The organism is Streptomyces griseoluteus, from assembly GCF_004784465.1.
In the GTDB taxonomy this organism is placed as follows: Bacteria; Actinomycetota; Actinomycetes; order Streptomycetales; family Streptomycetaceae; genus Streptomyces; species Streptomyces griseoluteus.
This window is the reverse complement of record NZ_SRRU01000010.1, coordinates 59,571-80,707: the sequence shown is the minus strand read 5'-3', so window position 1 is coordinate 80,707 and position 21,137 is coordinate 59,571. Positions and strand designations below refer to the sequence as shown.

18 protein-coding genes and 1 other RNA gene are annotated in these 21,137 nt (G+C 71.8%); 3 read left to right on the top strand and 16 right to left on the bottom strand.

All coding sequences use genetic code 11. The annotated features are described in order from the left end of the window. The first annotated feature begins 71 nt into the window (after positions 1 to 71). Positions 72 to 1,412 carry a UDP-N-acetylglucosamine 1-carboxyvinyltransferase gene (gene murA / locus E5082_RS25525; protein WP_086692840.1) on the top strand — a complete coding sequence of 447 codons (1,341 nt, stop codon included), beginning with the start codon at positions 72 to 74 and terminating at the stop codon, positions 1,410 to 1,412. 170 nt (positions 1,413 to 1,582) lie between these two features. On the opposite strand, the gene E5082_RS25520 is transcribed toward murA, so the two are convergent. The 10 genes from E5082_RS25520 to E5082_RS25475 all read right to left on the bottom strand — a co-directional run bounded on the left by E5082_RS25520 (position 1,583) and on the right by E5082_RS25475 (position 14,121). Then, positions 1,583 to 1,864: an HU family DNA-binding protein gene (locus E5082_RS25520; RefSeq protein WP_067001509.1), complete on the bottom strand. Its 282-nt coding sequence runs from the start codon at positions 1,862 to 1,864 to the stop codon at positions 1,583 to 1,585. A 266-nt stretch (positions 1,865 to 2,130) separates the two neighbouring features. After that, entirely contained in the window at positions 2,131 to 3,546 is a 1,416-nt protein-coding gene (locus tag E5082_RS25515; RefSeq protein ID WP_135793604.1) for an NAD-dependent malic enzyme, read from the bottom strand. Between the two features lie 324 nt (positions 3,547 to 3,870). Then, positions 3,871 to 6,186 carry a HelD family protein gene (locus tag E5082_RS25510; RefSeq protein WP_135793603.1) on the bottom strand — a complete coding sequence of 772 codons (2,316 nt, stop codon included), beginning with the start codon at positions 6,184 to 6,186 and terminating at the stop codon, positions 3,871 to 3,873. An 86-nt stretch (positions 6,187 to 6,272) separates the two neighbouring features. Further along, positions 6,273 to 7,094 carry an anti-sigma factor family protein gene (locus tag E5082_RS25505; protein WP_086692847.1) on the bottom strand — a complete coding sequence of 274 codons (822 nt, stop codon included), beginning with the start codon at positions 7,092 to 7,094 and terminating at the stop codon, positions 6,273 to 6,275. Then, positions 7,094 to 7,687, bottom strand: coding sequence for a sigma-70 family RNA polymerase sigma factor (locus tag E5082_RS25500; protein WP_030810966.1), 594 nt, complete (start codon positions 7,685 to 7,687; stop codon positions 7,094 to 7,096). The genes E5082_RS25505 and E5082_RS25500 overlap by 1 nt, the downstream gene beginning before the upstream one ends. A gap of 270 nt (positions 7,688 to 7,957) precedes the next feature. Beyond that, a complete protein-coding gene (locus E5082_RS25495; RefSeq protein ID WP_135793602.1) occupies positions 7,958 to 8,521 on the bottom strand; it encodes a CGNR zinc finger domain-containing protein in 564 nt (187 codons plus the stop codon). 96 nt (positions 8,522 to 8,617) lie between these two features. Further along, on the bottom strand, positions 8,618 to 9,817 hold the full coding sequence (locus E5082_RS25490) for an acyltransferase family protein (protein ID WP_135793601.1): 1,200 nt from the start codon (positions 9,815 to 9,817) through the stop codon (positions 8,618 to 8,620). After that, complete coding sequence (locus E5082_RS25485) at positions 9,814 to 11,961, bottom strand: bifunctional polysaccharide deacetylase/glycosyltransferase family 2 protein (RefSeq protein WP_135793600.1); 2,148 nt, start codon at positions 11,959 to 11,961, stop codon at positions 9,814 to 9,816. Before E5082_RS25485 ends, E5082_RS25490 begins: the two co-directional genes overlap by 4 nt. Positions 11,962 to 11,978: 17 nt before the next feature. Beyond that, a complete protein-coding gene (locus E5082_RS25480; RefSeq protein ID WP_135793599.1) occupies positions 11,979 to 12,794 on the bottom strand; it encodes a hypothetical protein in 816 nt (271 codons plus the stop codon). Between the two features lie 361 nt (positions 12,795 to 13,155). Then, positions 13,156 to 14,121 (bottom strand): LysR family transcriptional regulator, encoded by a 966-nt coding sequence (locus tag E5082_RS25475; RefSeq protein WP_135793598.1) that lies wholly within the window; start codon positions 14,119 to 14,121, stop codon positions 13,156 to 13,158. Positions 14,122 to 14,206: 85 nt separating this feature from the next. Between E5082_RS25475 and E5082_RS25470 the strand changes: the two genes are divergently transcribed. Next, the gene (locus E5082_RS25470) at positions 14,207 to 15,391 is read left to right on the top strand and encodes an MFS transporter (protein ID WP_135793597.1); all 1,185 of its coding nucleotides are present in this window, start codon (positions 14,207 to 14,209) and stop codon (positions 15,389 to 15,391) included. Positions 15,392 to 15,505: 114 nt separating this feature from the next. Here the strand turns inward: E5082_RS25470 and ssrA are convergent. The 5 genes from ssrA to ftsE all read right to left on the bottom strand — a co-directional run bounded on the left by ssrA (position 15,506) and on the right by ftsE (position 19,502). Beyond that, positions 15,506 to 15,874, bottom strand: a transfer-messenger RNA (tmRNA) gene (ssrA, locus tag E5082_RS25465). A gap of 109 nt (positions 15,875 to 15,983) precedes the next feature. Further along, complete coding sequence (smpB, locus tag E5082_RS25460; protein ID WP_086694467.1) at positions 15,984 to 16,535, bottom strand: SsrA-binding protein SmpB; 552 nt, start codon at positions 16,533 to 16,535, stop codon at positions 15,984 to 15,986. Between the two features lie 66 nt (positions 16,536 to 16,601). Continuing rightward, positions 16,602 to 17,789: a S41 family peptidase gene (locus E5082_RS25455; RefSeq protein ID WP_190045386.1), complete on the bottom strand. Its 1,188-nt coding sequence runs from the start codon at positions 17,787 to 17,789 to the stop codon at positions 16,602 to 16,604. Positions 17,790 to 17,856: 67 nt separating this feature from the next. Beyond that, positions 17,857 to 18,777 carry a permease-like cell division protein FtsX gene (gene ftsX, locus E5082_RS25450; protein WP_030810990.1) on the bottom strand — a complete coding sequence of 307 codons (921 nt, stop codon included), beginning with the start codon at positions 18,775 to 18,777 and terminating at the stop codon, positions 17,857 to 17,859. Positions 18,778 to 18,812: 35 nt separating this feature from the next. Next, complete coding sequence (gene ftsE, locus E5082_RS25445; protein ID WP_030810993.1) at positions 18,813 to 19,502, bottom strand: cell division ATP-binding protein FtsE; 690 nt, start codon at positions 19,500 to 19,502, stop codon at positions 18,813 to 18,815. A gap of 246 nt (positions 19,503 to 19,748) precedes the next feature. On the opposite strand from ftsE, the gene E5082_RS25440 reads away from it, so the two are divergent. Continuing rightward, positions 19,749 to 19,943, top strand: a complete 195-nt coding sequence (locus E5082_RS25440) for a hypothetical protein (protein WP_030810994.1) — start codon at positions 19,749 to 19,751, stop codon at positions 19,941 to 19,943. Positions 19,944 to 20,036: 93 nt separating this feature from the next. Here E5082_RS25440 and E5082_RS25435 read toward each other — a convergent pair whose 3' ends face one another. Beyond that, positions 20,037 to 20,891 carry an LPXTG cell wall anchor domain-containing protein gene (locus E5082_RS25435; RefSeq protein WP_135793596.1) on the bottom strand — a complete coding sequence of 285 codons (855 nt, stop codon included), beginning with the start codon at positions 20,889 to 20,891 and terminating at the stop codon, positions 20,037 to 20,039. Positions 20,892 to 21,137 lie beyond the last annotated feature (246 nt).

The window sequence follows — 21,137 nt, the reverse complement described above, 5'->3', positions numbered from 1 at the left end:
TACCCTGTCTCTCCGGCCCCTGCGCAAAGTGATCGGCCGACCCCTGCCCGACTCATCGGAACGCGAGATTCATGACCGTCAACGACGATGTCCTGCTTGTCCACGGCGGAACCCCGCTGGAGGGCGAGATCCGTGTCCGCGGTGCGAAGAACCTCGTGCCGAAGGCCATGGTCGCCGCCCTTCTGGGCAGCGCGCCCAGCCGCCTGCGCAACGTCCCGGACATCCGAGACGTGCGGGTCGTGCGCGGCCTGCTCCAGTTGCACGGCGTGACGGTGCGGCCGGGCGAGGAGCCGGGCGAGCTGATCCTGGACCCCACCTACGTCGAGAGCGCGAACGTCGCCGACATCGACGCCCACGCGGGTTCCAGCCGTATCCCGATCCTGTTCTGCGGCCCGCTGCTGCACCGTCTGGGCCACGCCTTCATCCCCGGCCTCGGCGGCTGCGACATCGGCGGCCGGCCGATCGACTTCCACTTCGACGTGCTGCGCCAGTTCGGCGCGACCATCGAGAAGCGGGCGGACGGCCAGTACCTGGAGGCCCCGCAGCGGCTGCGCGGCACGAAGATCGAGCTGCCCTACCCGTCGGTGGGCGCCACCGAGCAGGTGCTGCTCACGGCCGTGCTGGCCGAGGGTGTCACCGAGCTGTCCAACGCGGCCGTGGAGCCCGAGATCGAGGACCTCATCTGCGTACTGCAGAAGATGGGCGCGATCATCGCCATGGACACCGACCGGACGATCCGCATCACCGGTGTGGACTCGCTGGGCGGCTACAACCACCGCGCCCTCCCGGACCGCCTGGAGGCGGCCTCCTGGGCTTCCGCGGCGCTCGCGACCGGCGGCAACATCTACGTCCGGGGCGCCCAGCAGCGCTCGATGATGACGTTCCTGAACACCTACCGCAAGGTCGGCGGCGCCTTCGAGATCGACGACGAGGGCATCCGCTTCTGGCACCCCGGCGGCCAGCTCAAGTCCATCGCGCTGGAGACGGACGTGCACCCCGGCTTCCAGACCGACTGGCAGCAGCCGCTGGTGGTGGCCCTCACCCAGGCCACGGGCCTGTCCATCGTCCACGAGACGGTGTACGAGTCCCGGCTCGGCTTCACCTCGGCACTGAACCAGATGGGCGCGCACATCCAGCTCTACCGCGAGTGCCTGGGCGGCTCGGACTGCCGCTTCGGGGCGCGGAACTTCCTGCACTCGGCGGTCGTCTCCGGCCCGACCAAGCTGCAGGGCGCCGACCTGGTCATCCCCGACCTGCGCGGCGGCTTCTCGTACCTCATCGCGGCCCTCGCGGCCGAGGGCACCTCGCGCGTCCACGGCATCGACCTGATCAACCGCGGCTACGAGAACTTCATGGAGAAGCTCGTGGAACTGGGCGCGAAGGTCGAACTCCCCGGCAAGGCGCTCGGCTGACGGGTCCCGCGCACGCAAATGGGCGGCCCCCCTGGTGACAGGGGGGCCGCCCATTTCGACTTCGCCCACTGGGGCGTGCCCCCGTAAGGGGCACGGGGACTGCGCGACAAGCCACGGGTGGCCCGCAGATCACGACGGCGCCCAGTTGCCCGGTGCCCCAAGCGGAGCGCTTACTTGCCCTTGGCGGCTTCCTTGAGCTTCGAGCCCGCGGAGACCTTCACGCTGTAGCCGGCCGGGATGTTGATGGGCTCACCGGTCTGCGGGTTGCGCGCGGTACGAGCGGCACGGTGGGTGCGCTCGAAGGTCAGGAAGCCGGGGATGGTGACCTTCTCGTCGCCCTTGGAGACGATGTCGCCGACGACCTCGGCGAACGCGGCCAGCACGGCGTCGGCGTCCTTGCGGGTCACCTCGGCGCGGTCGGCCAGCGCGGCCACCAGCTCACTGCGGTTCATGTTCTTACTCCCGTGTTCTTCTTGCCGATGAGGCGTGAGGTGAGATCGATGCCGATGCGCTCGCGCCCAGAGACGCATCCTGCCCCTACCTGCGGCGGGAAAGCCAATCCGGCACCCGTAGGAGTCATGAGACCACCCTGGGGAGTCACAGGAAAAGCGCCTGCCCCGCCGACACCCTAGAGGGCGTCACGACCGGGGAACCGACGACTCGCCGTAGGGGAGGCCGCGTCGGTCCCGCAACCTCCCCGACCCTACGGCAAGCGCTGCTAGGACGTCGCTCCGGCCGCCTTGGCGGCCTCCCGGACGGCTCCGGCTACCGCGCCCGCGACCTTGTCGTTGAAGACGCTGGGGACGATGTAGTTCGGGTTCAGCTCGTCCTCGGTGACCACGTTGGCGAGGGCCTGCGCGGCGGCGAGCATCATCTCGGTGTTGACGGTGCGGGACTGGGCGTCCAGCAGGCCGCGGAAGACACCGGGGAAGACCAGCACGTTGTTGATCTGGTTGGGGAAGTCCGAGCGGCCGGTGGCCACCACGGCGGCCGTCTGCCGGGCCACCGCGGGGTCGACCTCGGGGTCCGGGTTCGCCAGTGCGAAGACGATCGCGCCGTCCGCCATGGCGGCCACGTCGGTGCCGTCCAGGACGTTCGGGGCGGAGACGCCGATGAAGACGTCGGCGCCGCGCACGGCCTCCTTGAGAGTGCCGGTGAGACCCTCGGGGTTGGTGTTGTCCGCGATCCAGCGCAGCGGGGAGTCGGCGGGGGCGCCCACCAGGTCCTCGCGGCCGGCGTGCACCACACCGTGGATGTCGGCGACGACGGCGTTCTTGACGCCCGCGGCCAGCAGCAGCTTCAGGATGGCCGTACCGGCCGCTCCGGCACCGGACATGACGACCCGGATGGACTCCATCGAACGGCCGGTGACGCGCAGCGCGTTGGTCAGCGCGGCGAGCACGACGATGGCGGTGCCATGCTGGTCGTCGTGGAAGACCGGGATGTCCAGGGCCTCGCGCAGCCGGGCCTCGATCTCGAAGCAGCGGGGCGCGGAGATGTCCTCCAGGTTGATGCCCGCGAAGCCGGGGGCGATGGCCTTGACGATCTCCACGATCGCGTCGGTGTCCTGGGTGTCCAGGCACAGCGGCCAGGCGTCGATGCCGGCGAACCGCTTGAACAGGGCCGCCTTGCCCTCCATGACCGGCAGCGCGGCCTTGGGGCCGATGTTGCCGAGGCCGAGCACCGCGGAACCGTCCGTCACGACCGCAACGGAGTTGCGCTTGATGGTCAGGCGCCGGGCGTCCTCGGGGTTCTCCGCGATGGCCATGCAGACGCGGGCCACACCGGGCGTGTAGACCATGGAGAGGTCGTCACGGTTGCGGATGGGGTGCTTGGACTGCATCTCGATCTTGCCGCCGAGGTGCATCAGGAACGTACGGTCGGAGACCTTGCCGAGCGTGACGCCCTCGATGTTCCGCAGCTCTTCGACGATCTCGTCGGCGTGCGCGGTGGAGCTGGCCGCGATGGTGACGTCGATCCGGAGCTTTTCGTGCCCGGAGGCGGTGACGTCGAGGCCGGTGACCGAGCCTCCGGAGGACTCGACGGCGGTGGTGAGCTGCGATACGGCCGTTCCGCTCGCGGGCACCTCCAACCGGACCGTCATCGAGTAGGAGACGCTGGGCGCCGTTGCCATGGCCGACTTCCTCTGCTTTCACCGTGTCGCGTGTTGTGCCGTCCGATCGTCGCACCTACCGCCGAGTACGTGGTAGTCGGCTCCGATTGCGGACGTTGTGTTCTCGGGCCGTCGCCCAAGACGAGAGGCCCACGTCACAGGGACATGGGCCTCTCGCTCACATTCATGACACCGACCCGCCATGCTCGCCTCGCGGCAAGTGGTCGCTCGTAGCGACGAAGGTTGGGCCCGGGGGCTTGGATCGGGCCGGTGTCACGACAAGGCTAACAAACACACCCCGAGGGGCATTCCCCCGTGCGCGGGGTTCTCGGAAACAGTCCCCGTTCAGTCCCGCAGCAGGTCCGGGACGCGGGCCGGGTCCGGCTCGTCGCGGTCGCCGGAGACCACGGTGAGCTGCTGGGTCGCACGGGTGAGGGCGACGTACAGCACGCGCAGGCCGGCCGGGGACTCGTCGGCGATCTCGGCCGGGGAGACGACCACGGTCGCGTCGTACTCCAGGCCCTTGGCCTCCAGGCTGCCGAGGGCGACCACGCGGTCCCCGAGCCCGGCGAGCCAGCGGCGGGCCTCCTCGCGCCGGTTCATGGCGACGACGACGCCGACGGTGCCGTCGACCAGGGAGAGCAGCCGCTCGGCCTCCGCGCGGACGGTGGCGGCCAGGGAGTCCCCGGCGACCTCGAAGCGCGGCTGGACGCCGGTGGAGCGTACGGCGCGGGGGGACTCGGAGCCGGGCATGGCGAGGGCGAGCACCTTGGCGGCCAGCTCGGCGATCTCGGCGGGGTTGCGGTAGTTGACGGTGAGCTCGAAGCGGCGCCGAGGTCTGGAGCCCAGGGCCTCGTCGCGGGCCTCGGCCGCCTCGTCCGGGTCGGACCAGGAGGACTGGGCGGGGTCGCCCACGACCGTCCAGGTGGCGTGCCGGCCCCGGCGGCCGACCATGCGCCACTGCATCGGGGTGAGGTCCTGCGCCTCGTCCACGATGACGTGCGCGTACTCGGTGCGCTCCTGGGCGAGCCGCTCGGCGCGCTCGCGCTGGGTCTCCTCGCGCACCGGCATCAGCTCCTCCAGGCCGGTGAGCTGGTCCAGCGGGTCCAGTTCGCGCTTCTTGCGGGGGCGGGCCGGGGCGCCGAGGATCGCCTGGAGTTCGTCCAGCATGGCGATGTCGTGCACGGAGAAGCCGTCCCGCTTCAGCGCGCGGGCGACCTTGCGGACCTCACCGGGGTTGAGCACCCGGCGGGCCCAGCGGCCCAGCCGCCTCTCGTCGGCCATGGCGGCGAGGACGCCCTTGGGGGTCAGCTCGGGCCACCAGGCGTCGAGGAAGGCGATGAAGGAGTCCTCGTCGGCCACGTCATCGTCGAAGGAGGCGCGCAGCTCGGCGGCCAGCTCCGGGTCGGTGTGCCGGGAGGCGGCGCCGGACTTGGCCCACAGGGCGTCCAGCAGCAGCTTGCGGGCGCGGGGGCGGAGCAGGTTGACGGGGGCGGTGCCGCCGAGCGCGGTGCGGCGCACGGACTCCAGCTCCCGGGCCTCCAGTTCCAGGCGGCGGCCGAAGGCGACGACGCGGAGCCGGTCGGGCAGGGCATTGGCGTCGGTGCCGAGTTCGAGGGCGCCGCGTGCGGCCCGGCGCAGCACCTTCAGCATCCGGTACGAGCCCTTGGCGCGGGCGACGGCCGGGGAGTCGTGGAGCGTGGCCTCGACACCGTCGACGAGCGAGCCGATCGCGCGGATGGCGACCTGGCCCTCCTCGCCGAGGGAGGGCAGCACGCCCTCGGTGTAGGCCACCAGCAGCGGGGTCGGCGAGACGATCAGGATGCCGCCCGCGTAGCGTCTGCGGTCCTGGTAGAGCAGATAGGCCGCGCGGTGCAGGGCGACGGCGGTCTTGCCGGTGCCGGGGCCGCCCTCCACGTAGGTGACGGAGGCGGCGGGGGCGCGGATGACCTGGTCCTGCTCGGCCTGGATCGAGGAGACGATGTCCCGCATGGTGTGCCCGCGCGCCTGGCCGAGGGCGGCCATCAGCGCGCCGTCGCCGATGACGGGCAGCTCCCCGCCGTCCAGGGTGGCCTTCAGCTCGGGGCGCATCAGGTCGTCCTCCACCCCGAGGACGCGGCGGCCCTTGGAGCGGATGACCCGGCGCCGCACGACCCGGCCGGGGTCGACGGGGGTGGAGCGGTAGAACGGCGCGGCGGCCGGCGCCCGCCAGTCGATGACCAGCGGCGAGTAGTCCTCGTCCAGGACGCCGATCCGCCCGATGTGCAGGGTCTCGGCGATGGCGGCGGTGTTGTCGGGGCGTACGGCCCCCTCGGCGGGCTCGACGGCGGTGTACGCGCCGTCCGGGCCCTTCTTGCCGTCCTTGCCCTGGAGCAGGTCGACCCGGCCGAAGAGGAAGTCCTCGAACTCGTTGTTGAGCCGGTTGAGGTGGATGCCGGCCCGGAAGACCTGCGCGTCCCGCTCGGCCAGCGCGCCCGGCGTCCCCACATGGCCGCGCTGGGCCGCGTCGTGCATCAGGAACTCGGCCTCGTGGATCTTCTCCTCGAGCCGCCGGTACACCCGGTCCAGGTGTTCCTGTTCGACGCTGATCTCTCGGTCCCGTACGGAGTCGTTCGCGCCGTTAACCGAGCCGACCGCGGAATGCTGAACCTGAGCGGCCACCGGGCCCCCTTCTGACGTGCTGGGCAGCCGTCAACCGTACGCGAAGAGGACCCGGCAAAGCTACGCGGGCGTGATTCCAGCAGCCACTAGGCGTCCACTTGGACGAGCTTCTTGCCGTCCAGGGTCATGACGTCGAAGTGGTCGATCTCGCCGGGCTGGAGAGCGGTGCCGCCCCCGATGAACAGGGGGTTGCGGGCCTGCTCGGTCTTGGCGTCCGGGAGGCCGTAGCCGTCCTTGGGCACGCTCCAGGAGCCGAGCGTCTGCCGCTCACCGTTCTTGCCGACCGCGATCAGGGAGCACTTCAGCTCGCCCTTGACCCCGCCCAGCCGCAGCACCGCGTCGGTGCCCCACGCCTTGCCCTGCAGGGCGACGGTCGCGGAGACGCCGGTGCCGGCGTCCGTGCCGGTGACCTTGGTGGGCAACTGGTCGAAGTGGTCCTTGGCGGAGGCGGCCAGCGGGGTCGCCGTCTGACTCGTGCCACCACCGCTCACGGACATCACGGCCACCGGACCGCCGATGATCAGCGCGGCCGCGGCGGCGACCAGGTAGAAGCCGCGGCGCCGCTTGCTCGCGCGCCGCTCGGCGACCTCGTCGACCAGTTTCTCGACCAGTCTCGGGGTGGGCCGCGCGGACAGCGACTCCCCGATGACCGGGGTGCTGCCGGTGCCCGGCAGGTCGGCGAGGGCGGCCAGCATGGGCTCCATCCCCGCGAGTTCGTCCAGTTGCTGGGCGCACCACTCGCAGCCCGCCAGGTGCGTCTCGAACGCGGTCGCCTCGGTGTCGTCGAGAATCCCGAGGGCGTAGGCGCCGACGGTCTCGTGCTCGTTCGGCACCGGAGATCCCTGCATGGGGCCAGACATACCCGTACTCCCCGCGCCGAATCCTCGCATTCCCCCGTACACGCTCATCACGCCGTCACCCCCCGCTCCTCCAGCGCCAGCTTCATCGATCGCAGGGCGTAGAACACCCGTGAGCGGACGGTGCCGCTGGGTATCCCGAGGGTCTGGGCCGCCTCGTTGACGGTACGCCCCTTGAAATAGGTCTCGACGAGCACCTCCCGGTGGGCCGGGGTCAGGTCGTCGAGCGCGTCCGTCAGCGTCATCAGCCACAGCGCCTTGTCGATCTCGTCCTCCGCGGGGATGACCTCCAGCGGCGACGGATCGACCTCCTGCGGCCGGGCCTGCCGGCTGCGGTGGCCGTCGATGACGATGCGCCGGGCGACCGTCACCAGCCAGGGGCGTACCGAACCGGTCGCCCGATTGAGCTGACCGGCGTTCTTCCAGGCACGGATGAGCGTTTCCTGTACGACGTCCTCGGCGCGCTGCCGGTCACCGGCGACCAGCCGGAGGACATAGGCGAGGAGCGGTCCGGCGTGCTCCCGGTACAGGGCACGCATCAACTCCTCGTCGGGTTCCGACGACTGTGAGGGCTGCGAGGACATGCGATGTCGGGCCCTCGATCCACGTTCATTGGCCACGGCCGCATCCTTGCGCACGCCCACCTCCGGTGTCCGGGGCTTGCCCCCGTCGGTCGCTCGCCCCTTCGTACGGGGCGGGAGGCGCGGTTGTTCAAGGTGAGGTGGTGTTTTTCTCAACGGTGGTGTGACGAGCGGGACATGCGCGCACATTCTCACCGCGCGATCTTTACATTTCCGATACGGCGTCAAGTGGCTTCGGGCTGCCCTGACTTACGGTCAGGCAAACCCGGTGTTGCCCAAATCACATGGTTCAAGTGATTGCGCCTTTCCGGCACTTGGGCCGTACCCGGACGTTCAGGACCGGGCGAGCGCGACCCGCCTCCGGTGCCGGGCGACCCGCTCGCGGTTCCCGCACGCCTCGCTGGAGCACCATCGCCTGCGGCGCCCGCGCGAGGTGTCGAGATACAGCAACGGACATCCCTCCCCCGCGCATTCACGCACGGCCGCCCGCGCGAGGGGGTCGGTGAGGAGGTCGATGGCGTCACGCGCGAGGAGGGAGAGGAGGGCGGCGGCCGTGGGCACCTCGGCCAGCTCCCTGACGAGCGGACCGCTCTGCTGGGCGACGGCCCGGACGGCCGGGGGTGCGGCGGCGCGGGCGGTGCGGTTGATCCGGTCCAGGGAGTCGGCGGGGGCGCGGGAGGCCCGTATCGACCTCTCCGTGTGCCACCGCAGTTCCAGGAACCGCGCGACCCATCCCCCGTCCGCCGGCACCGGCGGAGTCCCCGCCGGCACCAGCCCGGCCCCGATCACCCAGGCCGCCAACTCCCCCGCCGTACCGATCCGTTCCTCGGGGTGCGCGGTGGCCAGCAGGTCCAGGCAACTTCGCCCGGCGTCGAATCGGGGCGTACCGAGTGCCATGCGCTGCGTCACCGCCTGGGCAGGAGGGCGTCTTCTCGCTCCCCTCCACAGTGCGCCTCCCGACCGGCGGCCGGAACCCCCCGTACCCCGGCCGGGTCAGGCCGCGCGGTGACGGCTGGCCGGGCTCGGGTGTCCGTCCGGCCATAGCTGGGGCTTCCGTCTCGCCGCCAGGTCCTCCGCCCAGCCGAAGGTGACGACGCAGCCGCAGATCAGGACCCAGGTGAGGGCGAGGACGGGCCAGGGGCTCTCCAGGAGCCAGGGACACTTCTCGTCGAGGACGTCGTAGCGCCAGAGCTGGTCCCAGAGGGTGGAGGCGATCAGGATGCAGAGGTTGTGCCAGAGATAGATGGTCACGGCGCGGGAGTTGAGCAGGGTGACCAGGCGGTCGAAGGGGCGCAGCAGGCGCGGCCACTCGCTCCAGGTCGGGCTGATGTGGAGCAGGAGCAGCACGGTGGCCAGCGACCAGAGGCACTGGGCGAACGGGATGTCGTCCAGGTCGTGCCCCTGCCGGAAGCCGTGCGTGAGCGCGTACCAGAGGCCGAGCCCGGCGACGATCGGGGCGACGGAGGGCACGACGTAGCGCGGGATGCGCTTCAACACCCCCTGCTGGTGGGCCATGCCGAGGATCCAGCAGGCGCCGAAGGTGCTGAAGTCGGTCAGCGCGGAAGGGATGCGCTCGCCGGGGAGCTGGAGGTGGCCGAACTCGAAGGCGGCGGCCAGCGCGACCGGGGCCAGCACGGTGGTCCACGGGATCGCCCTCAGCGCGGCCAGCAGGAGCGGGGAGAGCAGCACGAACCACAGGTAGGCGCGGATGTACCAGAGCGGTCCGGCCAGCTCAGCCGCCCAGTCGGGGCCGAGCACCCCGTGGGCGCCGGGCAGCGTGCCCGCGTACGGCGGGTCGCTCAGCGGCAGCACCCAGAAGCCGAGGTGGACGAACCACCAGCCGGGGTGCCCTTCGGCGTCCGGACGCCACCCCTGGAGCACCATCCCGGACACCCCGAGCGCCCCCAACAGCCAGAGCGGAGGCAGCAGCCGGCGCAGCCGGCCGCGTACGACATCCACGGCCGGGCGCTTCAGGGAGCGGGCCATCAGGTTGCCGGCGAGGGCGAACATCACGCCCATGGACGGGAAGACCACGGGCAGCCAGGCCCAGCCCATGAGGTGGTAGAAGACGACCCGGAACAGGGCGACCGCGCGGAGCAGGTCGAAGTAGCGGTCCCGGACCGGCGCCCGGCGCGGTACGGGCTCGGGGGGCAACGCGGACGTGGGCGCGGTCAGTTCGTGTGACGTGGTCATCGCAGCGCTCCTTCGGCCGGGACCGGGGCCGACACCCCGCCCTTGCGGCGGAGCTTCTGCCAGCGCAGCCGGCCGCCGGTGAGTGCCGTGATCCAGGACTGGAGCAGCACGACGTACATGAGCTGGCGGTACAGGAGTTGCTGGAGCGGCAGAGAGATGAGCGGGGTGAGCCGCTCCCGGTCCAGCGCGAAGGCGTAGGCCGCGCAGACCGCCTGGACGGCCAGGACGGCGAACCAGGACCCGATCGTCCTGCCGGTCGGGCCGAAGACCAGGCCGTAGACGAGGAAGAGGTCGATCAGCGGCGCCAGCAGCGGGGCGACCACCATGAACAGCGAGACCAGCGGCAGTCCGACCCGGCCGAACCGTCCGGAGGGCCCGCGTTCCAGCACGGCCCGGCGGTGCTTCCAGATGGCCTGCATGGTGCCGTAGGACCAGCGGTAGCGCTGGGACCAGAGCTGCCGTACGGACTCCGGGGCCTCGGTCCAGGCGCGGGCCTTCTCCGCGTAGACCACCCGCCAGCCGTCGCGGTGCAGGGCCATGGTGATGTCGGTGTCCTCGGCGAGGGTGTCGTCGCTCATCCCGCCGACCCGCTCCAGCGCGGTACGGCGGAACGCGCCGACGGCGCCGGGGATGGTGGGCATGCAGCGCAGCACGTCGTACATCCGGCGGTCCAGGTTGAAGCCCATCACGTACTCGATGTGCTGCCAGGCGCCGATGAGGGTGTCCTTGTTGCCGACCTTGGCGTTGCCCGCCACGGCGCCGACGCGCGGGTCGGCGAAGGGCTGCACCAGCTCGCGGACGGTGGACGGCTCGAAGACCGTGTCGCCGTCCATCATCACGATCAGGTCGTGACTGGCGTTCGCCAGGCCCCGGTTGAGGGCTGCGGGCTTGCCCGCGTTGTGCTGCCGGACCACCCGGACACCGGGCAGCGCGAGCCCCTCCACGATGCGGGCGGTGCCGTCGGAGGAGCCGTCGTCGACCACGACGACCTCCACCGGGTGCTCCCCGCCGACCAGGGACCGCACGGTGTTCTCGATGCACTTGGCCTCGTTGTACGCGGGGACCAGCACGGTCGCCGGTTCGGTGACCGGCTCCGGGCCCCAGCGGAAGCCGCGGCGGCGGGTGCGGCGGGCGTGCGCGGCGGACAGCAGCAGCATCAGCCCGAACCGGCCGAAGACCAGGACGCCGATGACGGCGAGGCCCACGACGAGCCCGGCGGTGATGCCGTCGGCCGCCTTCACCAGCGCGATCCACGCCTTGCCGGTCCACAGCCCGACCCCGGTGACAGGGGTGTCGGCGCTCGGCGCGTCGAGCGCCTGGGTGAGGGTCTGGAAGCGGTAGCCCTCGGCCTGGAGCCGGGGCAGCAGGGTGTCGATCGCCTGGACGGTCTGGCTCCGGTCGCCGCCGGAGTCGTGCATCAGGACGACCGCGCCCTTGCCCTTCGCGGGCGTGGCCCGGCGGATGATCTCCTCGACCCCCGGCCTGCGCCAGTCCTCGCTGTCCCGGTCGTTGAGCACGATGAGATAGCCCCGCCCGCCGATGTACTCGGCCACCGGCCAGGACCGGTCGTCCATCGCGGAGGCGAAGGAGGAGTACGGGGGCCGGAACAGCGAGCTGCGGATGCCGGCCGCGCCCGCGAGGGCCAGCTGTCCCTGGGACAGCTCCCAGTCGACCCTTCGCCGGGACTGGTAGGAGAGGTCGGGGTGGTTGAAGGTGTGCAGCCCGACCTCGTGCCCCTCGGCGACCATGCGCCGGACCAGCTCGGGATGGCGGGAGGTCATCGTGCCGGTCACGAAGAACGTGGCCCGCGCGTGGTTCCGCTTGAGCGCGTCCAGGACCCGGGGCGTCCAGGCCGGGTCGGGGCCGTCGTCGAAGGTCAGCACGATGCGCTGCTTGGGCACCCGGAGGCTGTCGGTGCGCGCTCCCCGGGTGTCGATGACGGGACCGCCCTCGGTGACCTCGGCGGGTACGTGCCCGCCGGGTGCCTCGGGCCGCACGCGGTGGTCGGCGAGGATCTCGTTGTGGACGTAGCCGCGCAGCATGAGCATGGCCAGCGTGGCGAGCAGGAACAGGAAGGCCAGCAGCGGGCGCAGCGGGAGCCGGCGGCGCCGGGGCAGCGCCCGGCGGGCGGTTCGCGGAGTCATCGGAGGTTCTTCCGGTGTCAGGACGCGGCGGGACGGCCGGCCGAGCCCTGGGGCTGCGGTCCGCCTCCGCCTGCCGGGGACTCGGTGGCGGCCGGGCTGGACGCGGTGGTGCTCGGCACCGGGGACGCCTCGGTGGACGCGGTCGCGGTGGGCGTCGCCTTCGGGCTGCCGCCGCCGGGCGCGGGCGGCGCGGGCCGCCGGGGCGCCGGGCTCGTGGCGGCGGGCGGCCGGGCCGCCGTGGTGCCGGTGGCGGCCGGGTTTCGCCGTCCGGGTACGGGGCCGGCGGTGACGGTGGCCGGCGCGGTGCCCGGCGCCGTCGGTTCGGTGGCGCCGCCGGTGCCGGCGCGGCCGCCGCCTCCGGGCGCGGCCGGGGCCGAGGCGCTGGGCACGGGTGAGGAGTCGACGCGGCTCGCGGGCCTGTCCTCCTTCCGCGGCACCGGCAGCCAGGGCGCGTCGGAGCTGCCGGAGAGCAGGGTGACGCCGATGACGACGGCGTACCCCGCGCAGAGCCCGGCGGCCAGCAGGCCGAGGCGGCGGAAGGTACGGCTGCGGCGGCCGGACTCATCCACGAACACCGGGCGGTCCGAGGCACCGGCGGACTCCGGGCCCTCGGCCTGGACGGAGTCGAGCTGGACGGTGACCTCGTGCGGATCGTGGGCCCCCACGACGGACCGGGTGGGCAGCAGCGCCGTCCGCTCGCCGCCGGACCGGTCACCGAAGGGGCGGAACTCGGCCGCCGCGCCCGGGGTCCCGGAGGGCGGGAGCAGGGCTGTCGCGTCGGCCCCGGCGAGGGCGGCCGGGCCGCCCCGGAGTATCTCCGTCGCGGCGAACACACCTGCGTCGGACGGGCGTACGACGCGCGGGAACGCGGCGCGTCCCCCGCCCGGCCGGTCCCCCCGCGGTGGCGTCAGGTCTGCTTCCGCGACGGTTCCGGTTTCCGGAAAAGCCTGCGTCGATCCCCCTGTCACCTGCATGTCTCGTGCTGCCGAGGCCACGTCGGGCCATTCCGGTCGGCGTTCTTCCCGCCACTGTTCCATGTGCGCGCATCCCCCCACGGGACTGTTCCGGGGTGCGCCGGCGACACCGAGCACGCGCCGGCCGGACCAGGCCCCCACCCGGTCCGAGCGCCCCCCTCTACCCCAGTGCTCGGGTCCCCGAATGTAGCGCAAGGTGAGTTCGCGTGTGCTCGGAGTGTCAGAACGGGCGGCTCATCACCTCGAAATCGGTGGCCGGAATCCATCGGTCACCGGGCGGTGAAAGCCACCTTTCGGCGCGCGCCAGCTGGGCCGCCGCCGCCTTCAGCGCGTCCAGCGCGGGATGGACCAGCCCCTTCCGCCACACCAGCGAGACGGGCGAAAGCGGAACCGGATCGACCAGCGGCCGCAGTGCCGCGCCCGGCATGGCCGGAAAATCCACCACCGCGAGCACCGGCATCCGGCTCGCCGCCATCACGCGGGCGAACTCCTCGGCGCCGAGAACCACCGGATGGGGTGGCGCGAGCCGGATGCCGCGTCCCTGGAAGAGCTGACGCGCCAGCTCGGTCCACTCCCGCGTGCCGGGGTTGCCCGCGCCGGCGTACACCGTCTCCCCGGCGAGCGCACCGAGCGGCACCTCGGGCAGCGCGGCCAGCGGGTGGTCCTCGGGCAGCAGGACCGCCATCTGCTCGTAGCGCACGGGCTGCTGGGCGAGGCCGGAACGCAGCACCGGGTCGAGACCGGCGTAGCGGCCGAAGGAGACGTCCAGCCGCCCGGCGAGCAGGGCGGCCGCCGCTCCGGTGAGCCCGCGCTCGTAGCGGGCCAACAGCTCGCACCCGGCGGCCAGCTCACGGGCCCGGAGCAGCACCCGGTGGGCGGTGAGGGGGCCTTCGGAGTTGACGTCGACCAGCAGCGGGCGGGCGGTGCCGAAGGCGGCGAGGAGGTCGTCCTGGGCGGCGAGCACCCGCCGGGCGTGCGGCAGCAGCCGCTCGCCGTCCGCGGTGAGCGTCACCTGCCGGGTGGTGCGGACGAACAGCTCGGCGCCCAGCTCCCGTTCGAGCCGCCGTACGTCCCGGCTGAGCGCCTGCTGGGCGACGTAGAGCCGGGCGGCGGCGCGGGTGAAGTGCAGTTCCTCGGCGACGGCCACGAAGGCGCGCAGCAGCCGGGGTTCGATCGCGGGAGGCATGGCGGCGAACTTACAACGCGGGCGCGTGAATCGGCGCGGAACAGGTGTTGGACCGGCGTCCGCCGCGCGGGAGAACGTGAGCGGCATGTCCACGCAGACCGCACCCGCCTACCGCCGTCTCTTCGCCCGCCCCGGCACCCTCGCCTTCACCGCCGGCAATCTGCTCGCCCGCCTCCCGGTGGGCATGGCCGGGGTGAGCGCGGTGGTGATGATCGCCGGTGCGCGCGGCTCGTACGCCCTGGCCGGTGCGGTGAGCGCGACCGGGCTGGTGGCGAGCGGGCTCGCGGGTCCCTGGCTGGCCCGGCTGGTCGACCGTTACGGCCAGGCCAGAGTGGCCCGGCCCGCGACCCTGGTGGCGGTGTTCGGCGCCCTGGCCCTGCTGCTGTGCGTGCGGTACGACGCCCCCGACTGGACGCTGTTCGCCGCGTACGCCTCCTGGGCGGCCACGCCCAACGTCGGCGGACTGTCCCGCGCCCGCTGGGCCCATCTGCTGCGGGACGATCCCGAAGCCCGGCACACCGCGAACTCCTTCGAGCAGGCCGCCGACGAGCTGTGCTTCATGCTGGGCCCGGCCCTGGCGTCCTTCCTGACCGGCACCTTCTTCCCCGAGGCGGGCACGCTCGCCGGGGCCGCGCTGCTGGCGGCCGGGATGCTGGTGTTCACCGCCCAGCGCGCGACCGAGCCCCCGCCCAGCCCCCGCACCCGGGCGCCCTCCCCGCTGCGCGCCCCCGGCATCCGGCCCCTGCTGGTCTGCTTCACGGCGACCGGGGCGGTGTTCGGGTCGATGGAGGTCGTCACGGTGGCCTTCGCCGACGCCCGGGGGCACCGCGCGCTGGCCGGGGTCGTGCTCGCTCTCCAGGCGGCGGGGTCGTGCGCGGCGGGCCTGCTGTACGGGACGCTGCCCCCGGGGCCGGCCGCGCGGCGGTTCGGGCGGTGCCTGCCCGCGATGGCCGCGCTGATGACGCTGCCCTGGCTCGCGGCCGCCACCGGGTCGCTCTGGGTGCTGGCGGGCGCACTGCTGGTGGCGGGCACGGCGACCGCGCCGACCATGGTCACGGCGATGACGCTGGTGCAGGAGTGCACGCCGGAGGGCCGCCTCAACGAGGGCATGAGCCTCGTGGTGACCGCGCTGCTCACCGGCATCGCCTGCGGCTCGGCCGGTGGCGGCTGGGCGGCGGATCACCTCGGCGCGGGCGCCGCCTACGCGATACCGGCGCTGGCGGCCTCCGCGGCCTGTCTGCTCGGCTGGGCGCTGCGGGGCACCAGGTAGAAGCTGCGGGGCACCACGCAGAGTCGGGTCCACCCGGTGAAAGACGAAGGCCCCGCCGCTCAGAGCGACGGGGCCTTTGCCCACATGGGTTCCGAAGGCCCGAGGGCCTCCCGATCGTGGAGATGGCGGGAATCGAACCCGCGTCCACCGGTGCAGAAACAGGGCTTCTCCGTGTGCAGTCCGCTTCGATTTTCTCGGCCCCGGAGATCACGCGGACAAGTCTCCGACGGGCTCAGTCACTGTTAGATTTCCCTCTTCACCCCGTGACCGGGATCAAGGTTTAGTTCCCTAGCTGATGCCAGGATCCGGGTCGGGAACAGCCCCGGGCTGACACTTCGCAAGTCGCTACTTAGGCAGCGAGGGCGAAGGAATCGCGCTTGGTGTTGGCGATTATTTTTTGCGACATATGGTTTACGAGATCATTGCCGCTTCCTCGACACGCTTCCCCTGCTTCGACATCCGCTGTCGAAACCGATCATCCCCATGTTGTTTTTTCAATGCCCCCCGCAGGAGGCGGCGCACCCTCGATGGAGTGCTGTGCCATCGTACGTGACCAACGCGGGAGTGTGCCAGCCTATTCCCGCGGGCCCCGTCAGACGCCGCGCTGCTTGCGCTTGGCGGCCGCGATGGCCCGGTCCGACTCGCGCCGGTCCTGCTTCTCGCGCAGGGTCTGCCGCTTGTCGTACTCCTTCTTGCCTCGTGCCAGCGCGATCTCCGCCTTGGCACGGCCGTCCTTGAAGTACAGGGCGAGGGGCACGATGGTGTGGCCCGTCTCCTGGGACTTCGCCTCCAGCTTGTCGATCTCCTCGCGGTGCAGCAGCAGCTTGCGCTTGCGGCGCACGGCGTGGTTGGTCCAGGTGCCCTGGCTGTACTCGGGGATGTGGGCGTTGTGCAGCCACGCCTCGTTCCCGTCGATCTGGACGAAACCGTCCGTCAGCGAGGCCCGGCCCTGGCGCAGCGACTTCACCTCGGTGCCGGACAGCACGATCCCGGCCTCGTAGGTGTCGATGATCGCGTAGTCGTGCCGGGCCTTCTTGTTCTGGGCGACGAGCTTGCGCTTGCCGTCCTTGACCTTGCCCTTGGCGGAGGCCGCCCCGCCCTGCTTGGGCTGGGACTCCTTCGGTACGTACATTCCCTTGCTCATAGTGCCGCCCATTTTCGCACCATGGAGGGGGGCGAAGGGAAGCGGATTAGGGGTGAGGTCAGGGGGCTATCGGGGGTCGCCCAGCCCGGTGAGGACCGTTTCCGCGCGCTTCAGGGCACTCGGGCCCGGCTCCAGGTCCGGGGTGATGCCCCGGCCGTCCACGGCGTGGCCGGAGGGGGTGCGGTAGTGGCCGACGGTCAGCTCGGCCACCGAGCCGTCCGGCAGCGTGGTCGGCATCTGGACCGAGCCCTTGCCGAAGGTGCGCGAGCCGATCACCACGGCCCGGCCCCGGTCCTGGAGGGCGCCGGTCAGCAACTCGGCCGCGCTCATCGTGCCGCCGTCGACCAGGGTGACCAGCGGGCGGGCGGTGTCGCCGCCGGAGGCCGCGTGCAGGGCACGCTGGGCGCCGTCCACGTCGTAGGTGGCGACCAGGCCGCCGTCGAGGAAGCAGGAGGCGGTGGCGACGGCCTCGGTGACCAGGCCGCCGGAGTTGCCGCGCAGGTCGAGCACGACACCGCTGCCGGCGGGGGCGCGCCCGACGGCGTCCCGTACGGCCTTGGCGGAGCCCTTGGTGAAGGCGGACACCCGGACCACGACGACCCCGGCGACCGGGTCGGTGACGGTCACCGGGTCGGTGGAGAGCCGGGCCCGGTGCAGGGTGCGGGACCAGGAGTCGGCGCCGCGCTGGATGCCGACGGTGACCGGGGTGCCGGCGGCGGCGTCCTCGGCGTCGCCGCGCAGCAGGGAGACCACCTCGGTGACCGGGCGGCCGTCGACCCCGCGCCCGTCGACGCTGCGCAGCCGGTCGCCCTTGCGGATGCCCGCGTCGGCGGCGGGCGAGTGGGACCGTACGCGGCTCACGGTGACCTGCCCGTCGCGGGCGCGCCTGGCCCACAGTCCGACGCCGGTGTACTCGCCGTCCAGGGCGTCACGGAACTCGGCGTACTCGTCCTCGGAGTAGACGGCGGCCCAGCGGTCCCCGCTGCGGCTGACGGCCTGTTCGGCGGCCTCGGTGGGCGACTCGCCCTTCGCCATCGCCTCGGCGGCGGCCCGGCGGACATCCTCGGGGCGGGGCTTGCCGGTGGCCCGACTGCCCTCGGCCGACTGGGCGTTGGCGTCCAGACGGCGGGCCTGCGCGGTGTCCGGCAGGGAGCCCGTGACGGCCCCCGCGGTGAGCGCTCCGGCGAACACCAATGTCAGGGCGGCCCCACGGCGTTTGCGGCGGGGCTGGCGGAACAGGGCGTTGCCTGACATGGCGGTGAGTCTAGGACAACGCGAAGGGCCGTACAGACGGATGCCTGTACGGCCCTCTTGGCATGTGTCACACCTTCAGGTACTTGCGCAACGCGAAGAACGCCGCCAGCGAAGGCATCAGCACGCTGGTCGCGAGGATCAGCGGCAGCTTGGTCAACACCGAGTCCCAGCCGATGAAGTTGATCAGCGTGAGCTTGCTGGAGAGGGCCATGCCGTGGTCGATCGTGAAGTACCGGCCCAGCACCAGGAAGACGCACGCGAGGCTGCCGCCGATGAGTCCGGCGACCGCGGCCTCCATGATGAACGGCGCCTGGATGTAGAACCCGGAGGCGCCGACCAGCCGCATGATCCCGGTCTCGCGGCGGCGGCTGAACGCGGACACCCGCACGGTGTTGACGATCAGCAGCAGCGCGACGAACAGCATCAGCGCCATCAGGAACAGCGCGGCCCGGTTCATCAGGTTGAGCAGCTGGAAGAGGTTGTCGAGGATGCTCCGCTGGTCCTGCACCGACTGCACACCGGCACGTCCGTTGAACGCGGTGGCGATCACCTGGTACTTCTGCGGGTCCTTGAGCTTGATCCGGTACGACTCCTGCATCTGGTCCGGCGTCAGCGAGCTGGCCAGCGGGGAGTTGCCGAACTGCTCCTTGTAGTGCTTGTAGGCGGTGTCCTGCGACTCGTAGGTGACCTTCTCCACGATGGAGGACATCTTGCCGAGGTCGGCCTGGATCTGCTTCTTCTGGTCCTCGGTGGCGGCGCCCTTGGCGCAGTTGACGTCCGACTGGGCGTCGCTCTTGTTGCAGAGGAAGATCGAGACGTTGACCTTGTCGTACCAGTAGCCCTTCATGGTGCTCACCTGGTCGCTCATCATCAGGGAGCCGCCGAAGAGGGCCAGGGACAGGGCGACGGAGACGATGACGGCGAAGGTCATCGTCAGGTTGCGGCGGAGACCGACACCGATCTCCGACATGACGAACTGGGCGCGCATGGCGTCTGGTCAAGCCTTTCCGTCGTGAACTTGCTTCAGTGCTGGTAGCCGTAGACGCCGCGGGCCTGGTCGCGTACGAGGCGGCCCTTCTCCAGCTCGATGACGCGCTTGCGCATCTGGTCCACGATGTTCTGGTCGTGCGTCGCCATGATGACGGTGGTGCCCGTCCGGTTGATGCGGTCGAGCAGCTTCATGATGCCGACGGAGGTCTGCGGGTCGAGGTTGCCGGTGGGCTCGTCGGCGATCAGCAGCTTGGGCCGGTTGACGAACGCCCGCGCGATGGCGACGCGTTGCTGCTCACCACCGGACAGCTCGCCCGGCATGCGGTCCTCCTTGCCGCCGAGCCCGACGAGGTCGAGCACCTGGGGCACGGACTTGCGGATCTCGCCGCGGGACTTGCCGATGACCTCCTGCGCGAAGGCCACGTTCTCCGCGACCGTCTTGTTGGGCAGCAGGCGGAAGTCCTGGAAGACCGTCCCGAGCTGGCGGCGCATCTGCGGCACCTTCCAGTTGGACAGCCGGGCGAGGTCCTTGCCGAGGACGTGCACCTGGCCGTGGCTGCAGCGCTCCTCGCGGAGCACCAGCCTGAGGAAGGTCGACTTGCCGGAGCCGGACGACCCCACGAGGAAGACGAACTCGCCCTTCTCCACTTCCAGGGACACCTCCCTGAGGGCGGGGCGGGTCTGCTTGGGGTAGACCTTGGAGACACTGTCGAATCGGATCACGGATGCACCACGGGTCGCCGGGGGATGATGAGCGTGACCATACGCGAACCGGGAGCGCCTACGCAGGACCCGGTCGCGTTGGGAGAGACTTGTGTGTTTTTGTACGGGCGGTCGCACGGGCGGCTCTCCCCGCTTTCCGGAGCGCCCGCGCTCTTTCGGGGGGAACCTGGCAGAGTGGAGGGGGAACGTTCTCGTTCCCGTCGGCGTTGTACGGGGTTGAGGGCCTGGCACGAGGAGGGCGAGCGCATGACGTACGACCGGTTGGTGTGCGCGAACTGCGCGGCGCCCGTGAGTGAGGGCCGCTGTCCGGTGTGCCGGGCGAGCCGTGAGCGGCTCCAGCAGCAGGCGGGGTTCCTGGGCGGGGTGAGCCCGGCGGCACTGGTCGCGCTGCTGGTGGTGCTGATCGCGCTGACGGCGCTGCTGGCGCACCAGACCGTCTAGGTCTCCCAAGGACACGAGGAAGGGCCCGGAGCGGGTGCTCCGGGCCCTTCCCTTTCCCCGCTCGCGTTGCGGGGGGTGACGTTTCAGCTACCCTCAGGCGGCCGTGCCGCCGCGGTTGCCCGCCAGGCGCGGCAGGACGCGGAAGGCGACGCCGCCCGCGATCATCGTCGCGGCGCCGACCAGCAGGAACGTGGTCTCCCCCGCGCCGGTCTCGGCCAGCTGCTTGCCGTTCCCGGTCTGCTGCGCGGTGGTGTCCGAGCCGGTGTCGGTGAGGGCGGAGGTGCCCTCCTCCTGGGAGACGTTGTCGTTGCCGCCGTCGGGGGTGGTGCCGCCGGTGGTGTCACCGCCGCCCGTGGCGGAGCCACCGCCGTTGGTGGAACCGCCGGAGGTGCCGCCGGTGGACTCGTCACCGCCCGTGGTGGACCCACCGGCGGTGGAGCCACCCGTGGTGGAGGAGCCGCCCGTGGAACCGCCGCCGGTCGTCGAACCGCCACCGGTCGTCGAGCCGCCACCGGTCGTCGAGCCGCCGCCGGTCGTGGTCGAGCCGCCCGTGGTGGAGCCGCCGCCCGTCGTGGTGGAACCGCCGGTCGTGTCACCACCCGTGGTGTCGCCGCCGGTGTCACCGCCCGTGGTGTCACCACCGGAGGAGTCGCCGCCGCCGATCACGCCGCCGATGACCCCGCCGATGCTGACGTCGCCGCCGGTCGTGTCACCACCGGTGGTGTCCCCGCCGGTCGTGTCGCCACCGGTGGTGTCACCGCCGGAGGAGTCGCCGCCGCCGACCGTGCCGGGGTCCGGGTCGGTGCAGGTGACGAGGACGCCACAGGTCGGGTCGGGATCGGGGCCCGGGTCGGCGGAGGCCACGCCGGCCACCATCAGCGAGGCGCCGGCGGCCATCACGGCGCCGGCGGCTATACGTGCGACGCGGACGCGCGTCTTCTTCGTCATATGGTTGCTACCCCCAGTAGCTGTTGTCGATGTGGCGGCGCGTGGGGCGGCCCGTGCTCGACGGAGGTAGCTGACGACACCGGTTCCGGCCCTCGGCCGGCACCTGGCGCTCTCCCGTTCCCCCGGTTCACATGCGCCCCACGGATACGCATGCCGCGCTTCACCTTTCCCATTTTTTTAAGCAACGTCAAGGCCGTTGCGGGCGCAATGTCCCATGGGAGGTGCGTTTGGCGGGAGTTGGTTGAT

Coding starts and splice junctions, on each gene's coding strand:
- murA (WP_086692840.1), top strand. CDS start 72: ATGACCGTCAACGACGATGTCCTGCTTGTCCACGGCGGAACCCCGCTG.
- E5082_RS25520 (WP_067001509.1), bottom strand. CDS start 1,864: ATGAACCGCAGTGAGCTGGTGGCCGCGCTGGCCGACCGCGCCGAGGTG.
- E5082_RS25515 (WP_135793604.1), bottom strand. CDS start 3,546: ATGGCAACGGCGCCCAGCGTCTCCTACTCGATGACGGTCCGGTTGGAG.
- E5082_RS25505 (WP_086692847.1), bottom strand. CDS start 7,094: ATGAGCGTGTACGGGGGAATGCGAGGATTCGGCGCGGGGAGTACGGGT.
- E5082_RS25495 (WP_135793602.1), bottom strand. CDS start 8,521: ATGGCACTCGGTACGCCCCGATTCGACGCCGGGCGAAGTTGCCTGGAC.
- E5082_RS25490 (WP_135793601.1), bottom strand. CDS start 9,817: ATGACCACGTCACACGAACTGACCGCGCCCACGTCCGCGTTGCCCCCC.
- E5082_RS25485 (WP_135793600.1), bottom strand. CDS start 11,961: ATGACTCCGCGAACCGCCCGCCGGGCGCTGCCCCGGCGCCGCCGGCTC.
- E5082_RS25475 (WP_135793598.1), bottom strand. CDS start 14,121: ATGCCTCCCGCGATCGAACCCCGGCTGCTGCGCGCCTTCGTGGCCGTC.
- E5082_RS25470 (WP_135793597.1), top strand. CDS start 14,207: ATGTCCACGCAGACCGCACCCGCCTACCGCCGTCTCTTCGCCCGCCCC.
- smpB (WP_086694467.1), bottom strand. CDS start 16,535: ATGAGCAAGGGAATGTACGTACCGAAGGAGTCCCAGCCCAAGCAGGGC.
- E5082_RS25455 (WP_190045386.1), bottom strand. CDS start 17,789: ATGTCAGGCAACGCCCTGTTCCGCCAGCCCCGCCGCAAACGCCGTGGG.
- ftsX (WP_030810990.1), bottom strand. CDS start 18,777: ATGCGCGCCCAGTTCGTCATGTCGGAGATCGGTGTCGGTCTCCGCCGC.
- E5082_RS25440 (WP_030810994.1), top strand. CDS start 19,749: ATGACGTACGACCGGTTGGTGTGCGCGAACTGCGCGGCGCCCGTGAGT.
- E5082_RS25435 (WP_135793596.1), bottom strand. CDS start 20,891: ATGACGAAGAAGACGCGCGTCCGCGTCGCACGTATAGCCGCCGGCGCC.